This is a genomic window from Micromonospora arborensis (assembly GCF_003205615.1).
Classification (GTDB): Bacteria; Actinomycetota; Actinomycetes; order Mycobacteriales; family Micromonosporaceae; genus Micromonospora; species Micromonospora arborensis.
In genome coordinates, this window is the sequence record NZ_PYBV01000021.1 from 13892 (window position 1) to 29030 (window position 15139).

The window sequence follows — 15139 nt, forward strand, 5'->3', positions numbered from 1 at the left end:
GGGGCCGTCCGCCGCGGAGCCGACAGGACCCGGCGCGGAGGCTTTCGACCTCCGCACCGGGCCTGAGGGGTTACGCGGCCGAGCAGGTGGGGGTCACTCCCGCACCGGTGCCGGTGCCCTGGTAGCCGAATTCGGTCGACTGGCCAGCTCCGATGGAGCCGTTGTAGGCGACATTGGTGAACTGGACGGTGCCGGTGGTGCCGCTCCGGTTGGCACTCCAGATGTTGGTGACGCTGGCTCCTGGCGGCAGGGTCATGGTGACCGTCCAGCCGTTGATCGGCGCCGCGCCGGCGGTCACCCGGACCGCGGCGACGAACCCACCCGTCCACTGGTTGACCGACACGGTCGCCGTACACCCACCACCGGTGGGCGGCGGCGTGGTCGGAGGGAGCGTCGTCGGAGGCGGCGTCGTCGGAGGCGGCGTGGTCGGAGGCGGCGTGGTCGGGCCGTCGACGAGGACTGGCGTCTGCCAGTCCCGCCAGTCGGCCAGCCGGCCGAGCGCCTTGCTGTGCATCCGGATCACGCCCGGCTCGTTGCCCGTCTTCAACAGGAACTTCCGGATGTTGTTCTGCAGCGGGGTACGCCACTCGGGGCGGTTGGCGCAGTGGCTGCCGTCCTGGACGTCGGACCAGTAGGTGATGTTGTCGCCCGCGCCGAGCGCCTTGTAGACCTCCGCGCCGCCCAGCGCCGCCACGCTCGCCGACCGGGGGCCGAGGTTGGCGATGTGCGGGTTGTCCATGATGAACAGGCCTCGCGGCGCCACCATGGCGACCATCTCGTGCGTGTCCACCGGGAGTCGGTTCGGGCTGCCGGTGAAGGAGCCGAAGGCGTCACCCAACCAGGGCTGCTCCCCGTACGCGCTGCTCAGGCTCTGGGCGCCCTCCCCGGGGATACCCCGGAAGATGGGAACGCCCGCGCTGCCCGACTCGATCGGCATGGTCAGAGCGATGCGCTGGTCGAACACACCGATCGCGAAGGCGCCCTTGCCGTAGCGCGAGCATCCGGTGACGCCCATCGCGTCGGGCTTGAGGATCGTGTTGCCGGACTGCTCGATGACGTCGATGATCCGGCTCACGCCCCAACCCCAGGCCGCGAGCAGCCCGGTGCCGCTCGATGAGCCATAGATGCTGTAGAACGCGCCCTGCTTGTTGTTTCGGGGTGTGCCCTCGCGACCAACGGCCAGCGGGTCGTAGCTGATGACGGCAGCACCCGCGGCCTTGATGGTGGCCGTGTCCGCACCGAACCCACCCACGACCACGACGGCCGGGAACGGGCCGGTGCCGCTCGGCAACTCGACGCGGGCCGAGAAGGTGGAGTTCCTGCCGTTGTGCGACACGTTCACGGTGATGTTGGTGGTCGAGACCGTCCCCGTGACGGTGGCCGGCTTGGCGGGCTTCTCGCCGAAGACGAATTTCTCCGCCAACTCCTTGATCTCCGCCCGACGACAGCGCCAGTCGGACTTGGCGGTGATGGCCGCGCCGTTCAGCTTCTTGAAGGGATCGGGGAGCTTGGCGTTGGTCGGCAGCGAACCGAGGTCCGGCAGACCGGACACCGCGCAGTCGGCGCCCTCGTCCTCCACGGCTGCGGCCGCCAGGACGCCTGCGGCGGCCTGCGCGGTTGTCGTTCTTGCTACTACCGATACCGATCCGGCGATCGTGAGCGCGGCTACCGCCAGCGCGACGAGCACAGAGCGGGTGCTTGAACGGCCCGAGCGGATGATCACCAGGGCTCTCCTTCCGAGGGTGGTGGTGGGAAGGAACGAAACGCGATCGATGATCACGTATGCCAGCCGTGTCAAGCTTGAGCGTCGACATCGTAAGGTGTCAATGAGATTCCGAAACTTTCGGTGCCACTTGCCGCTACCCGACAAGCAATCGCCTAGGGTGTGCTGCTCGGTGCATGCCGAACACCGCCGAGCAGGCGGCTGGCCTCGCCGCTGGTTTCGGAAATCTTTCGACAATCAGGAAGTGCTGAAGCCGAGCGGGGCATCTGTCAGAGGGCGTTCGGGCCGACCGGCTCCGGAGCGAGTGCCGTCAGCTCCGCCACCTCGGCGTCGGTCAGTCGGATCTGCGCGGCGGCGAGGTTCTCCCGGAGATGGGCGAGGCTGGTCGTACCCGGGATCGGAAGCATTGCCGGGGACCGGTGCAGCAGCCAGGCCAGCGCGATCTGCTGCGGCGTCGCCTCGTACCTGGCCGCGATCGGCGCCAGGGTGCGGGCGACCTCGTCGGCGTTCTCCCCACCATCGCGAAGACTGATGGGGTGCCAGGGCGAGAACACCGCGCCCGACTGCTCCGCGGCCACCAGCAGGTCGGCGCCGGTGCGGTTGCCGACGTTGTACAGGGCAGTCACCGCCGCGATGTCCGTGATCGACCGCGCCGTCTCGTACTGCGCGGCCGTGACGTTGGACAACCCGATGTGCCGGACGTACCCCTCGTCCTGCAACTTCTTCAGCTCACCCACCTGGTCCCCGAACGGGGCATCCGTGGCATAACCGCTGTGCAGGTAGTACAGGTCGATCCGCTCCAGGCCCAGACGGCGCAGGCTCAGCATGGCCGACTGCCGGAGGTACGCCGGGTTACCCACCCAGCCAAGGGTGGAGTAGTCGAATCCGCCCCGGACGAAACCGCCCTTGCTGGCGATGACGACGCCCTCCCGGTAGGGGTGCAGCGCCTCCCGGATGAGCAGCTCGTTCGTGTGCGGCCCGTAGACGTCGGCGGTGTCGATGAAGGTCACCCCCTCGTCCACGACCGCGCGCAACAGCGCCACCCCGCCGTCATGGTCGGGGTACGGCCCCCAGACCTGCTCGCCGGTGAGCTGCATCGCGCCGAAGCCAACGCGACCGACGCGAAGATCCCCGCCGATGCTGATGGTGGGCAGTGCGGACGCGGGTTGCACTTCCATGGTCGTCTCTATTCATCGATAGACGGGAGATCGATCACTTCTTGACGGCGTGGGCCGAGCTTCCTCCAGTCGACCAGAGTGCGGGCGGGGCGCGAGACAGAATCCGAACAGTCCGTACGGCTCAGCGCGGGGCACTTGGACGTGGCGCTTGCCCTGGAAGATCGAGTAGCTGCCGCCCGGAACCTGGTCGATCCGGAAGAGCTGCGTCGCGGCAGCCGGATCGCACACCCGGCCCCGTACGCTGCCCGGCGCGGCGTCGTGCACGACTGTCATACAGACCGCGCTGCCGCCGGAAGGCGCTGGGCCGACGACAGCCGGCGTGTCGACGTCGGCTCGTACCTGCAACAGGGCGCGCCGCCCCGGACTACGGCGGTGACCGAGGACACGGTGCACTGACTCGTCCGGCAGGGTGGAATCAGAGGTGTGCGCAGAGCAGGCATCGGCGAGTGACGTCGTGAAGTTCACCCTGCCGACCGGCGATCCGGGGTTCTCCACCGCTGGCACCGTCTCCGCACCCGACGAACCGGTGCGGGCGACGGCAGCCCATCGGCAGCGCTGGGCGGTGGACACGATGGCTGTCGCACCCGACGACCAGGTGTTGGAGATCGGCTGCGGTCGGGGGGCGGCCGTCTCCCTGGTCGCCAGCCGACTCACGACCGGCCGAATCGTCGCCATCGACCGAGCAGCGACGATGGTGCGGCTCGCGACCGAACGGAACCTGAGCCACATCAACGCCGGCAGAGCCGAGATTCGATGTGCCGGATTCGAGGCGGCCGACCTCCCGGCCCACCGCTTCACCAAGATCTTCGCGGTGAACGTCAGCCTGTTCTGGCTGGGCGACGCCACGCAGCCGATCGACCAGATGCGGAGTCTGCTCGCACCGGGAGGGCGGATCTACGTGTTCGGCGAGCGGCCCACGGCCGCCCACGCCACGGCGAACCTCACCGCGACCGAGCTCCTGCTCGAAGCCCGCGGGTTCACCACGGCCAGGTCGAGCGCCATTCGTGGTCAGGGCCAGGTGCTCACCTGCGTCAGCGGCACACCGATCGGATGATGCTGCGGTCGGGCGGGCCCGGCAGCAAGCCGAGCCCGCCCGTTCAGTTCCGCTCGATCCTGATCTCACCCATTTCGGTGTACGGATCGTCTGACTCGGAGCTGGGTCACGCCTTCATCGTTGCAGGGTCAGCAGACCCGGCCGGTACGGCAGGAGCCCGTAGTCGACGCCGTCGGAGCTGGGGGAACGACCCTGGTAGAGCAACTGCAGGTTGCAGGCGTCGACCGTCATCGTCTGGTCGGCGCTGGTCCGCAGCAGCTCACCGTGGCTGATGTCATTGGTCCAGGTGGCACCGCTGTTGACCTTGCCCGCGAACGGGTTGCTCTGGGAGGCGGCCTGCGGCGTCCACGAACCGTTCAGGCTGGTGGCCGTGAACGAGCGGAAGTAGCGGCCCGTCGAGCCGATCGCCTCGACGATCATGAGGTACTTGTTCAGACCCTGCAGCTTGTAGACCTGCACGGCCTCGAACAGGTTGTTCGTCGAGTCGCTCATGATGGTCGTGTAGCTGCTGCCGAAGTTGCCGGGGAAGTTGCCGATCGGCATGCTGGCCCGGTAGATCTTGCCGTTGTCCCCGGCGAAGAAGAGGTACATGTTCGTACCGTCACCGATGATCGTCTGGTCGATCGGCCCGGTGCCCGAACCCGTGATGCTTCCGGTGAACAGCGGCTGCGCCGCCGACCAGCCATTCGCGTTGGTCGGGTTACTCGAGGTCCGGTAGGAGAAGGCAGTCCCACCCCACTGGTAGGTGAGCACCCAGATGTTCTTCGGCGCGAAGTAGAACAACGACGGCGCGACGGTCCCCGAGTTCATCCCGGTCTGGGTTGCCGAGGCCATCTGCGAGTAGTTCGAGAAGAGGCTGAAGTTCATCGAGCCCCAGCTGCTCCCGAAGTCGTGCGTGGTGGCGTAGACCAACTGCTGGCCGTTGTAGGGGGCCACGGTGAAGTCCTTGAGCGACACCCATCCCGACTTCGGGGTCGCCAACACGCCCGTCGACGACCAGCGGTACGTCGAGGGAAGGTCGCAGGTGCCGCCCGTCGGCGGCGGCGTGGTGGGGTTGCTCCCACCGTCGACGCGGACGAACTGCCACTGCTGGTTGGCGCCGTTCCAGTCGTCGTACTGCACGATGTTGCCGCCGTCGGCGGTCGAGGCGCCCTGCACCTCCATCACCTTGTTGCTGTTGCGGTTGATCAGCCGGACGTAGCCGCTGTCCGAGTCGGCCAACCGGAACTGCTGGTTGGTGCCGTTGGTGTCGGACCACTGCACGATGCTGCCGCCGTTGGCGGTCGAGAAGCCCGAGACATCCAGCACCTTGCCCGACAACCTCGACTTCACCCGGTAGTAGCCACTCCCGGAGTCGACGAACTGCCACTGCTGCTGGTTGCCGTTGTTGCGGGCCCACTGGGTGATCCGGGCGCCGTCATTCGTGGCCAGGTTGTACACGTCCAGGGCCTTGCCACTGTTGCGGTTGATCAACACGTACCACGCGTTCGTGTCGACGGTCGCCGCGGCGGCGGGCGACGACACCACCGCTACGGCAGCACCGCCGACCGCCACCGCCGCGACGCCAGCGGCGAAAACCCGTAGCAACCATCCGCGTCGCCGCGGCGGCGCGATCGATGGAGACCTATCGAGGGCAGACATGATCCTCCTTCAGAGACCAAGAGCCGAACGGTCTGCCCGAGGATGGGCGCACCGCGACGCGTGGCCGGGAGCATGCTTCGAGAACGTTAGCGCTAACAACGCGTCCGCATGCCCTGGCACACGCCTGATTCGAGGTCGACGAAGCAGGCTCGCCCGGTAAGCCAAAGGTGTCGTCGTCCTTAGCCATCGACTGTGAGCGATAACATGGCGTTCGTCAAGTCGTAACGTGCTGGGAACATCAGCCGGTGGCGTACCGCGACCCACGGCACGACCGCTCCGCGCCGGACAACCCGCAGGCCATCACCCCAGCCACCCGCGCGGGACTCCGCCGGGCACTTGAGGACCACGATTCGTTGACGCTAACATCGACGACTGCCCATGACCATCGTCCGGTGCCCGTCGAAAACCCGGCGGGCACCGGGGACGAGGCTGTTACCGCTTCGCGGCCCAGAAGGCGTAGACCGCGCCGTACGGCACGGCAGCCGTCGCACCGTCGGTGCACGCGCCGACCGGAGCGACGCCACCCGAGGTCAGCAGGCGACTGGCGTACGCGACATTGCTGAGAATGCCGGTGCCGGTGCGGCTGTCCACCGTCAGCAGCAGCTCGGGAATCGCCCCCGCCAACCATCCGCCATCGATCTTCGTGATCAGTGCGACCTTTGGGACATGGGTAATGATGATGGTGTAGCAATCGCAGCACCGACGGGGGAAGCACAATGATTCGAGGCATCCGAGACTGCGCCGATCAGCTTCAATCGCCATCCACACCGGACGGTCTGGTGGTGGCGTACCTCGACCGGAGGTCGATGGTGTCGTGGCCGTGCCGGTAGTCCCGCCACCGAATCCGGACGAGGCCCGTAGCACCGCGGAGTTCCTCGCCGCCCTGCGCCGGCTGAGAGCCTGGTCGACGCAGACCTACCGACAACTCGCGCGGCATGCCGAGGCTGCCGGTGACAGCATGCCCGCGAGCACCACGGCGACCATGCTCAGCCGTTCCAGCCTGCCCAGAAGCGAGCTGGTCTCGACGTTCGTCCGGGCGTGCGGGCTCGACGCCACCGCCGCCGCGCGCTGGGTGGCCGTACGTGACGCCCTCGCCTCCACCAGCACCGTCGGTGACGCCGCACCCCCGGCATTGCCGGAAGGCCCGTGGCAGGCGCCTGCCCGCAACCTCGTGCCCGCCATGCTGCCCACGGACATCGCCGACTTCACCGGCCGAGAAGAGCACGTGACGACGCTGTACCAGCACCTGACCGGCCTGGAGCACGGCAACCGGCACCACAATGCGACACCCATCGCGGTCATCAGCGGTATGGGCGGCGTCGGCAAGACGACCCTCGCCGTGCATGTCGCACATCGGCTGGCCGTCGCGTACCCGCACGGCCGGCTGTACGTGAACCTGCGGGGAGCCGAATCGTCACCGCTGCCCTCCAGCGACGTCCTGGCGAGGTTCCTGCGCGCCCTGGGCCTGGACAGCCGGATGATTCCGGCCGACGAGACCGAGCGTGCCGAACTCTTCCGCACCCACCTCGCCGATCGTCGGGTGCTGCTGCTGCTGGACGACGTTGCCAGCGAGGCGCAGGTCAGACCCATCCTTCCGGCAACGGCGACGTGCGCGGTGTTGATTACCAGCCGGTCGCGTCTGACGGGCATCGAGGGAGCCCGCCGCCTCGACCTGGACGTGTTTCCCACCGACACCGCGCTGCGGCTGCTGGCCAGTGTCGCCGGCGCCGACCGGGTCAGGGCCGAGCACCACGAGGCGACACAGATCGTCAACCTGTGTGGCGGCCTACCGCTCGCGCTACGGGTGGCCGGCGCCCGCCTGGCCGGGCGACCAACATGGCGACTCGGACAACTGGCGACGATGCTCGGCGACGAACGCCGACGCCTGGACCATCTCACGGCTGGTGACCTGGCCGTCCGCCCTTCACTCACACTCAGCTACCAGGCGCTCGAGCCGAAAACACGTCGACTTCTCCTCCTACTGAGCGTCTTCGACCTGCCGGACTTCCCGGTTTGGTTCGCCGCGGTCGTGCTCGGGACCACGCTCGACGACGGCATGGCGCACGCCGAAGCACTGGTGGATGCGCAACTACTCACCGCCGTCGGCACCGATGTCTGCGGCCAGCACCGCTACCGGTTTCACGACCTGGTGCGGCTGTTCGCCAGAGAACACGCCACCCTGGAGGAAACTCCGGAGGCGACAGCGGACGCCCTGTGCCGAGGACTCGGGGGCTGGCTCGCCGTCGCCGAGCGGATGGCCAGGTACATGCCGGGGCCCTGTTACGCGGCGATCAGCGGGCCTGCCACGCGTCCGCGGATGGACTGGTCCCATCCGTACCTGTCGGATCCTGACCCGGCGCGATGGTTCGACGCCGAGAAGGCGACGCTGCTCTCGGCAGTCCGGCAGGCCTGCGTACTCGGTTATGACGACCTGGCCTTCGACCTGGCCGGATGCATGGAGAAATACTTCGACGTGCGCGGCATGTACCGCGACTGGGCCGACATCAACACCGCGGTCCTCTCCGTCTGCAGAGCCGCCGGCAACCGTCTTGGTGAGGCCGTCATGCTGCGCGGGCTCATCGATGTGACGACGTGGATCGACGATCGGCCCTCCGGCGACGCCATGTCCCGTCACCACGACGAAGCGCAGCGGTTACTGGCCATGTTCACCAAGCTTCGACACGAACCGGGCATGTCCGACGCCGCCGTGATGTGCGCGTGGGCACTCGCCGCAGCCGGCGACCACTCCGCGGCGGCCGCCTATGCCACTCAGGCTCTGCAACTCGCCGATCGGTCGGATCACCGAGGCGGTCGTATCCGGGCTCGGCTCGCGCTGTCAATCGTCAGTTACGAACAGGGGCGCTTCGCCGACGCCGCGTCACTCATCGAAATGTTGGACGAGGCACGCGCACTGAACAACCCGCGTTGGGTCGCGACCGTGCTGCAGTTCGCCGGCATCGCCCACGCCGACCTCGGTGACTTCGCGCGCAGCCAACAGATGCTGTACGAGTCGATGAGCATCGCCCTACGCCACGGCGACACCTACACCCACGTGTTCACGCTCATCGCGTTGGCCCGCCTGGAAAAGCGACGTGGCGCCTCTACCGCACGGGCGACGGTCGAAGCAGCGGTGATACTCAGCCGCGAGTACAACATGGCCCACCATCTGGCCGAAGCGCTCATGGTGCTGGGCGAGATCGAGTTGGCGGAGGATCGCCCCGCAGACGCGATCGAGCACCTTGAGGAGTCCGTCGCGCTGTGGAGGACACGTGGTTGGCATTCCATGCATGCCGCGGCGCTGGCAAGCCTCAGCCACGCCTACGCACGCACCGATTCGCCGGCCGCCCGACGAGCACTCGAAGAGGCCAACGCGATCTCCGCCCGCCTCGGTGCCATTGCCAAGGCGGCTCCACCACCTGCTCGCCTACCCACAAACGGCCGACATCGATACTTGAGCATCTGAGCCGCATCTGGCCCTGGGATTTCTCAGTGTGCCGGTGGCTCCCACGGGTGGCTTCCCAGTAGCCTCGCGGAATGAATTCAAGCTGGCCGATGGTCAGATGGCCCAGCCTGCTGTGGATTCCCGCAGAGCTGTTCCTGGTGCTGTTCGCGCACGGATCACGTGTCGAGTACCTGCCGATCGAGGCCCTCACCGCCACCGTCTGGGCGGCGCTCCTCGGCCTGGGTGCGATCCTGGCGAGTCGGCTCGCGAGGTCGGGGCACATCACTCCCGTAGCCCTGGTGCTGACCGTCGCATCAGCAGTCTTCATCGCCCCCATGGCGCGGGCGCTGTTCGGACGTCGTCAGGCCAGCCCGGAGCTCGGGCCGGGGCGGGCCTATTCATAACGCCAGGACCGCCACCGCGGAAAGCGCCCCGGACCGGACTTGCGGCCCGGGGCGCTGGTGCGTCAGGCCCGGCGGAGCCAGAAGGTCAGACCGAGCGAATCATCGTTGAACGGCTCGGGGTCCGGCCAGGACGGCTCACCCTCCGCGCAGTCGGCGGCGAGCACCTCCTCCGCGACCACGTTCCGGTGCTCGACCAGGGCGAGCGCGGTGTCCTCCCGCGTGGGGACGTACCGCAGCACGACCCGGTCGGTGACCTCCAGCCCGCTGGACTTCCGGGCCTCCTGGATCTGCCGGATCGCGTCGCGCGCGACGCCGGCCCTGCGCAACTCGGGCGTGAGGTGCAGGTCCAGCGCCAGGGTCGCGCCGGCGTCGCTGGCGACCGTCCAGCCCTCGCGGGGCGTCTCGACGACAACGACCTCGTCCGGGCCCAACAGCACCGGCTCGCCGCCCACCAGGACGGTCGCCGCACCCGATTCCCTGAGCGAGTCCTTCAGCGCGGCGGCGTCGGCCGCCGCGATGGCCGACGCCACCTGCTGCACGGTCTTCCCGAACCGCTTTCCCAGGGTACGGAAGTTGGCCTTCACCGTGGTGTCCACCAGCGAACCGCTCGTGTCGCCAACCGCGCCGACCGAGCCGACGTTCAGCTCGGCCGCGATCTCGGCCAGCAGGTCGGCGGGAAGTTCCCCGAAGCCGCTGGCCGAGACCAGTGCCCGCCGCAGCGGCTGACGTACCTTCACGCCGGAATCCGCCCGCGCCGCTCGGCCCAGCTCGACCAACCGCCGGGTGAGCGCCATCTGACCGGACAGCGCGGGTTCGATCAGCGACTCGTCGGCGGACGGGTACGCGGCCAGGTGCACCGACTGCGCGGCCTCCGGGTCCACCGCGACGACCAGGTCCTGCCAGACCCGCTCGGCGATGAACGGGGTGAGCGGCGCCAGCAGCAAGGTGAGCGTGGAGAGCGCCTCGTGCAGGGTGGCGAGCGCCGCCCGGTCGCCCCGCCAGAAGCGCCTCCGGCTACGTCGGACGTACCAGTTCGACAGGTCGTCGACGAACGCCGCCAGCAGCCGCCCGGCCTGGTGGGTGTCGAACGCGGCCATCGCGGCATCGACCTGCTGCACAAGCATGTTCAGCTCGGAGAGCACCCACCGGTCGAGAACCGGCCGCTCCGCCGGCGCCGGGTCGTCGCCGGACGGCGACCAGCCTGCGGTCCGGCCGTACAGGGTTTGGAAAGCGACGGTGTTCCAGTAGGTCATCAGGACCTTGCGGACCACCTCTTGAAGCGCGCTGTGCCCCACCCGGCGGGCCGCCCACGGCGAGCCGACAGCAGCCATGAACCAGCGGACGGCGTCCGCGCCGTGCTGGTCCATCAGCGGGATCGGTTCCAGGATGTTGCCCAGGTGCTTGGACATCTTCCGACCGTCCTCGGCCAGAATGTGGCCCAGACAGACCACGTTCTCGTAAGGCGAGCGGTCGAAGACCAGCGTGCCGATCGCCATCAGGGTGTAGAACCAGCCGCGCGTTTGGTCGATGGCCTCCGAGATGAACTGAGCCGGATAGCGTTCGGCAAACAGTTCCTGGTTGCGGTGCGGATAGCCGAACTGCGCGAAGGGCATGGAACCGGAGTCGTACCAAGCGTCGATCACGTCCGGCACCCGGCTTGCCGTCGCACCGCAGTGACAGGCGAACGCCACCTCGTCGATGAACGGGCGGTGCGGGTCGAGGCCGCTCAGGTCTTCGCCGGTCAGTTCGCTCAACTCGGTCAGCGAGCCCACGCAGGTCAGGTGCCCGTTCTCGCAACGCCAGATCGGCAGTGGGGTGCCCCAGTAGCGCCGCCGGGAGAGCGCCCAGTCGACGTTGTTGTTCAGCCAGTCGCCGTACCGACCGTGCTTCACCGTGGCGGGTTGCCAGTTGGTGCGCTCGTTCTCGCGCAATAGAGCGTCGCGTACCGCGGTGGTCCGGACGTACCAGGAGGGCTGCGCGTAGTAGATCAGCGCGGTGTGGCAGCGCCAGCAGTGCGGGTAGCTGTGCTCGTACGCGGTGTGACGGAAGAGCAGCCCACGGGCGGTCAGATCCTCCACCAGAGGGCGGTTCGCCTCCTTGAAGAAGAGGCCACCAACGAGGGAGAGCTCCGGGAGGAAGCGGCCGTTGGGCTGCACCGGGTTCACCATCGGCAGGCCGTACGCGCGACAGCTGGCGAGGTCGTCCGCACCGAAGGCCGGCGCCTGGTGGACCAGTCCGGTCCCGCTGTCGGTGGTGACGAACGGCGCGAGGATGACGATGTGCGCGTCGCTGACGTCGAGCAGGTCGAATGGGGCTTGGTAGCCCCACCGCTCGAGCGCCTTGCCCGTGAACGATTCCCCGGTCAGCTCCCAACCATCGCCGAGCGCCTGCGCCAACAGCGGTTCGGCGACGACGACCTGCTCGTTGCCGTCCGTCGCCACCACGTACGTCACATCGGGGTGGACGGCCACCGCGACGTTCGACGGCAAGGTCCACGGCGTGGTGGTCCAGACCAGCAGCGACGCCCGTCCGGCCAATGGGCCGGAGGTGAGCGGGAAGCGGACATACACCGACGGGTCGACGACCGTCTCGTACCCCTGGGCCAACTCGTGGTCGGACAGGGCCGTCTCGTCCTTGGGACACCACGGCGCGACCCGGAAGTCCTCGACCAGCAGCCCCTTGTCGAAGATCTGTTTCAACGACCACCAGACGGACTCGATGTACTCCGGGTCCATCGTCCGGTAGGCGTCGTCCATGTCGACCCAGTAGCCCATTCGCTCGGTGAGCTGGGCGAACGCGTCGGTGTGCCGGGTCACCGACTCGCGGCAACGAGCGTTGAACTCGGCAATGCCGAACTTTTCGATGTCCTGCTTGACGGAAAAGCCCAGCTCCTTCTCGACGGCGAGCTCGACCGGGAGCCCGTGACAGTCCCAGCCCGCCTTCCGGGCGACGTGGAAGCCCTTCATCGTCTTGTAGCGCGGGAACACGTCCTTGAACACCCGCGCCTCGATGTGATGGGCGCCGGGCATCCCATTGGCAGTTGGCGGCCCCTCGTAGAACACCCACTCGGGGCGGCCATGGGACTGCTCCAGGCTGCGCCGGAAGACGCTGTTGGCCTGCCAGAAGTGCAGGATCTCCTGGTCGAGAGCAGGCAGGTCGACCTGTGTCGGTATCGCGCGGTACATGGTTCCTCCGTCGGCCGATGGTGCTCCGGCGGAGGGACGAGGCCGAGGCCCCGCGGTACCACCCTCCTTGACCGCGAACGGCCCTCTCATTTGAACTGCGGTCGGTTCTACTCGGCCTTCGGCCTTTCTTCCGACAGCTCCGGGGTGATCTTCCCGCCGCGCACACCCCCGGGCTTCCACCAACCCCAGGTCGCTTCTGGCTGCGTGCGGCGGTACTCGTCCCCTTCGACGCCTCGCCCGAGGATGCTAACGCAGCCCGCGTCAGGGAGTCGCAGAGCGATGCCTGATGCTGTCGCCTGCGGGTGGTGGTCGCCTCGCCCGGCACGCCACGACTGCTCGTCCCCGTCCGGGATCACCGGACGCTGCTGTCCATGCGGCCCGACTTCGATCGGCTCGCAACCGAGTGCCGCAGACTCGGGTATCTCGGCTGCTTCGGGTTCTACGGGATCAACTCAGCCATGGAAAGCGCCTCGTCCAGCCGACCAGCGGCCAGGTCGTCGTGACGGATCACGAAACCGCCGTCACTGCGGTAATAGAGCTCGTTGTCTACGGGAAAGCGGGCGAGCGACACCCACTCACTCGTCAGCCGGTGCGTCTCCCTCTCCACCTGGGAATACCATTTCGCGACCGGGACGACGATCTCGCCGATCTTCTCGCGCCACGCGAGGGTCTGCTCCGCAAAACTCTTGATTACCTCCCCGTCGGCATACCCGCCGATATAGGCGCTGGCGTACCCGTTGTCAGGCGGCCAGAGATCGTTGGCCAGAGCACAGAGTTCGTCCAGGTGCGGCAGGTCACGCTCGAGGTCACCGGCCAACTGCTGCTGGAAGGGCGACAGGTCGTCCTCGTCCTCGTCCTCGTCCGCCCCGAACCAATCGGGGAACTCGGCGCGCAGCGTGGCGCTGACGTCGTACTGCTCGCCGACGAACGCGTCGTCGGTGGATCCTGTCGCCACCTCGGTATCGGTGCCGGCCGGCACATACACGACTCGCCCGTACCTTCGCTCCCCGGTGGCGGCGGCCTGCTCGTGGTTGAGGAAGAACAGCAGCGAGCCGTCTGCCGGCAGGCCGAAGCCGTCGACTCGTGGCAGCGCCGCACAGTCGATCGAGAAGATGAACGGCAACGGACTGACGCCGTCGGACGGCCAGTCCACGCCCAACGGCAGCCGGGGCAACCCACCGAACTGCCCGACCGGGACACCGCTGGATCTCCCGCTCAACCGGATCGACAAACGGAGGTGCTGGATGAACCGGCTGACCTCGTCGTCCGGGATGCCCAACGCGAGCGCTGCACGACGAAACTGCCCCTGATGATCCATAGCGCACCATGGTGCCACGTGGCGAGCCCGGCGACCGGGGGCCGACGGCGCCCGGCTCCTGCCGCCCCTGGACCTCTGGGGCCCGTCGCGCATCACCTGGCGGAGTTGCGTCGCACATCCACTGTTGGGCGCACTCTGTGATCCGACAACAGATCCGCGGCACTCGTCCGCCAACTGGTGTGCGACAGATCCAGCGACCTAGGGGCGGCAGGTTGGCCGCCGACGAAACGTCCTGTCATGGCCGATGAGCGCGCGTCCTGCGGCTAGCCGTCTTCCTTTTCGATCGCTTCGCGTACGGCCGGGGCGATCTCCCTGGCCCAGCGGCTGAGGGAGACGATGTCCGGCGTGCCGCCGCCTGGTGAGAAGAGCATGAAGCCGGACGCGCCGTGCTCCAGTACGGCCCCGGTCAGCTCCTCGATCCACTGGCCGACGGAACCGCCAATCCAGCGGCCGTCGCCGTCACGGGTGGCGGCCATCGGCCGGTCGGTGATGCGTCCGGGGAAGTTGAAGACCGTCCGGATCTCGCGCGGATCGCGGCCCACGGCCGCCGCCGCCTCGTCGACGACCGGCCGCGACACCTTGTATCGCTCGCTGAGCCAATCCGCGGCGTGGCCAGGGATCCAGCCGTCGGCCACCCGGCCGGTGGCGGCCAGGGATTTCCGGCCGACCGATCCGGTCCACACGGGGGGCGCGGCCACCGGGGCCGGCTCGATCTGGTTCACCTGGTAGTGGCGGCCCCGGTAGGTGACCGGCGGACCGCCACCGGACAGCATCTTGACCAGCACGATCGCCTCCTCGAAGGCGTCCACCGCTTCGGCCGGTGACAGCCGCGGCACTCCCATGTCGGCGATCCGCTCCCACAGCCCGCCTGCGCCCATCCCGAGCACGATGCGGCCGCCGGAGAGCGCCGACAGCGACGTCACCGTCCGCGCCAGCATGGGAGCGGGCCGGGTCGGCAGGTTGGTGACGTTGGCGAAGCCCGAGATGCGCTGCGTACGGCCGAGGATGAATCCGACGGTGGCGTACGCGTCCAGGCGCCCGCCGAGGTAGGGGTGGTCCGACAGCGAGAAGAGATCAAGCCCGTCCCCGTCGGCCTGTTGAGCCATGCGCAGCAGCTCCGGCCCATCGCTGATGTCGCTGTGCGCGCCAAAGCCGAAGACGAGTTCCTGTACAGACAATGCTCTGCCTTTCATT

Annotated in this window: 10 protein-coding genes; 3 read left to right on the forward strand and 7 right to left on the reverse strand. The window is 68.1% G+C overall.

Features of this window, described 5'->3' with window-relative positions:
* Positions 1–70: 70 nt before the first annotated feature.
* A complete protein-coding gene (locus C7C45_RS35060) occupies positions 71–1723 on the reverse strand; it encodes a glucuronyl esterase domain-containing protein (protein WP_244200423.1) in 1653 nt (550 codons plus the stop codon).
* A 269-nt stretch (positions 1724–1992) separates the two neighbouring features.
* A complete protein-coding gene (locus C7C45_RS17295; protein ID WP_110564702.1) occupies positions 1993–2901 on the reverse strand; it encodes an aldo/keto reductase in 909 nt (302 codons plus the stop codon).
* Positions 2902–3355: 454 nt separating this feature from the next.
* On the opposite strand from C7C45_RS17295, the gene C7C45_RS17300 reads away from it, so the two are divergent.
* A complete protein-coding gene (locus C7C45_RS17300) occupies positions 3356–3955 on the forward strand; it encodes a class I SAM-dependent methyltransferase (RefSeq protein WP_110564703.1) in 600 nt (199 codons plus the stop codon).
* A gap of 114 nt (positions 3956–4069) precedes the next feature.
* On the opposite strand, the gene C7C45_RS17305 is transcribed toward C7C45_RS17300, so the two are convergent.
* Both C7C45_RS17305 and C7C45_RS17310 read right to left on the reverse strand, forming a co-directional pair.
* Complete coding sequence (locus tag C7C45_RS17305; protein WP_110564704.1) at positions 4070–5596, reverse strand: non-reducing end alpha-L-arabinofuranosidase family hydrolase; 1527 nt, start codon at positions 5594–5596, stop codon at positions 4070–4072.
* Positions 5597–6028: 432 nt separating this feature from the next.
* Complete coding sequence (locus C7C45_RS17310) at positions 6029–6358, reverse strand: DUF3455 domain-containing protein (protein WP_110564883.1); 330 nt, start codon at positions 6356–6358, stop codon at positions 6029–6031.
* A 58-nt stretch (positions 6359–6416) separates the two neighbouring features.
* Here C7C45_RS17310 and C7C45_RS17315 point away from each other — a divergent pair, with 58 nt between their 5' ends.
* Both C7C45_RS17315 and C7C45_RS17320 read left to right on the forward strand, forming a co-directional pair.
* The gene (locus C7C45_RS17315) at positions 6417–9059 is read left to right on the forward strand and encodes an ATP-binding protein (RefSeq protein ID WP_146247341.1); all 2643 of its coding nucleotides are present in this window, start codon (positions 6417–6419) and stop codon (positions 9057–9059) included.
* Positions 9060–9130: 71 nt separating this feature from the next.
* Positions 9131–9442, forward strand: coding sequence for a hypothetical protein (locus tag C7C45_RS17320; protein ID WP_146247342.1), 312 nt, complete (start codon positions 9131–9133; stop codon positions 9440–9442).
* A 62-nt stretch (positions 9443–9504) separates the two neighbouring features.
* Here the strand turns inward: C7C45_RS17320 and ileS are convergent, their stop codons facing one another.
* The 3 genes from ileS to C7C45_RS17340 form a co-directional block, all read right to left on the reverse strand.
* Entirely contained in the window at positions 9505–12627 is a 3123-nt protein-coding gene (gene ileS, locus C7C45_RS17325) for an isoleucine--tRNA ligase (RefSeq protein ID WP_110564707.1), read from the reverse strand.
* Between the two features lie 439 nt (positions 12628–13066).
* On the reverse strand, positions 13067–13945 hold the full coding sequence (locus C7C45_RS17335; RefSeq protein WP_110564708.1) for a DUF1963 domain-containing protein: 879 nt from the start codon (positions 13943–13945) through the stop codon (positions 13067–13069).
* Positions 13946–14208: 263 nt separating this feature from the next.
* Positions 14209–15138, reverse strand: a complete 930-nt coding sequence (locus C7C45_RS17340; RefSeq protein WP_208641201.1) for an LLM class flavin-dependent oxidoreductase — start codon at positions 15136–15138, stop codon at positions 14209–14211.
* Between the last annotated feature and the right edge of the window lies 1 nt (position 15139).

What these genes read in the sequence shown, in the direction of transcription:
- C7C45_RS17310 (WP_110564883.1), bottom strand. Translation starts at nt 6,358, where the DNA reads ATGGCGATTGAAGCTGATCGGCGCAGTCTCGGATGCCTCGAATCATTG.
- C7C45_RS17335 (WP_110564708.1), bottom strand. Translation starts at nt 13,945, where the DNA reads ATGGATCATCAGGGGCAGTTTCGTCGTGCAGCGCTCGCGTTGGGCATC.
- C7C45_RS17305 (WP_110564704.1), bottom strand. Translation starts at nt 5,596, where the DNA reads ATGTCTGCCCTCGATAGGTCTCCATCGATCGCGCCGCCGCGGCGACGC.
- C7C45_RS17320 (WP_146247342.1), top strand. Translation starts at nt 9,131, where the DNA reads ATGAATTCAAGCTGGCCGATGGTCAGATGGCCCAGCCTGCTGTGGATT.
- C7C45_RS17295 (WP_110564702.1), bottom strand. Translation starts at nt 2,901, where the DNA reads ATGGAAGTGCAACCCGCGTCCGCACTGCCCACCATCAGCATCGGCGGG.
- C7C45_RS17340 (WP_208641201.1), bottom strand. Translation starts at nt 15,138, where the DNA reads ATGAAAGGCAGAGCATTGTCTGTACAGGAACTCGTCTTCGGCTTTGGC.
- ileS (WP_110564707.1), bottom strand. Translation starts at nt 12,627, where the DNA reads ATGTACCGCGCGATACCGACACAGGTCGACCTGCCTGCTCTCGACCAG.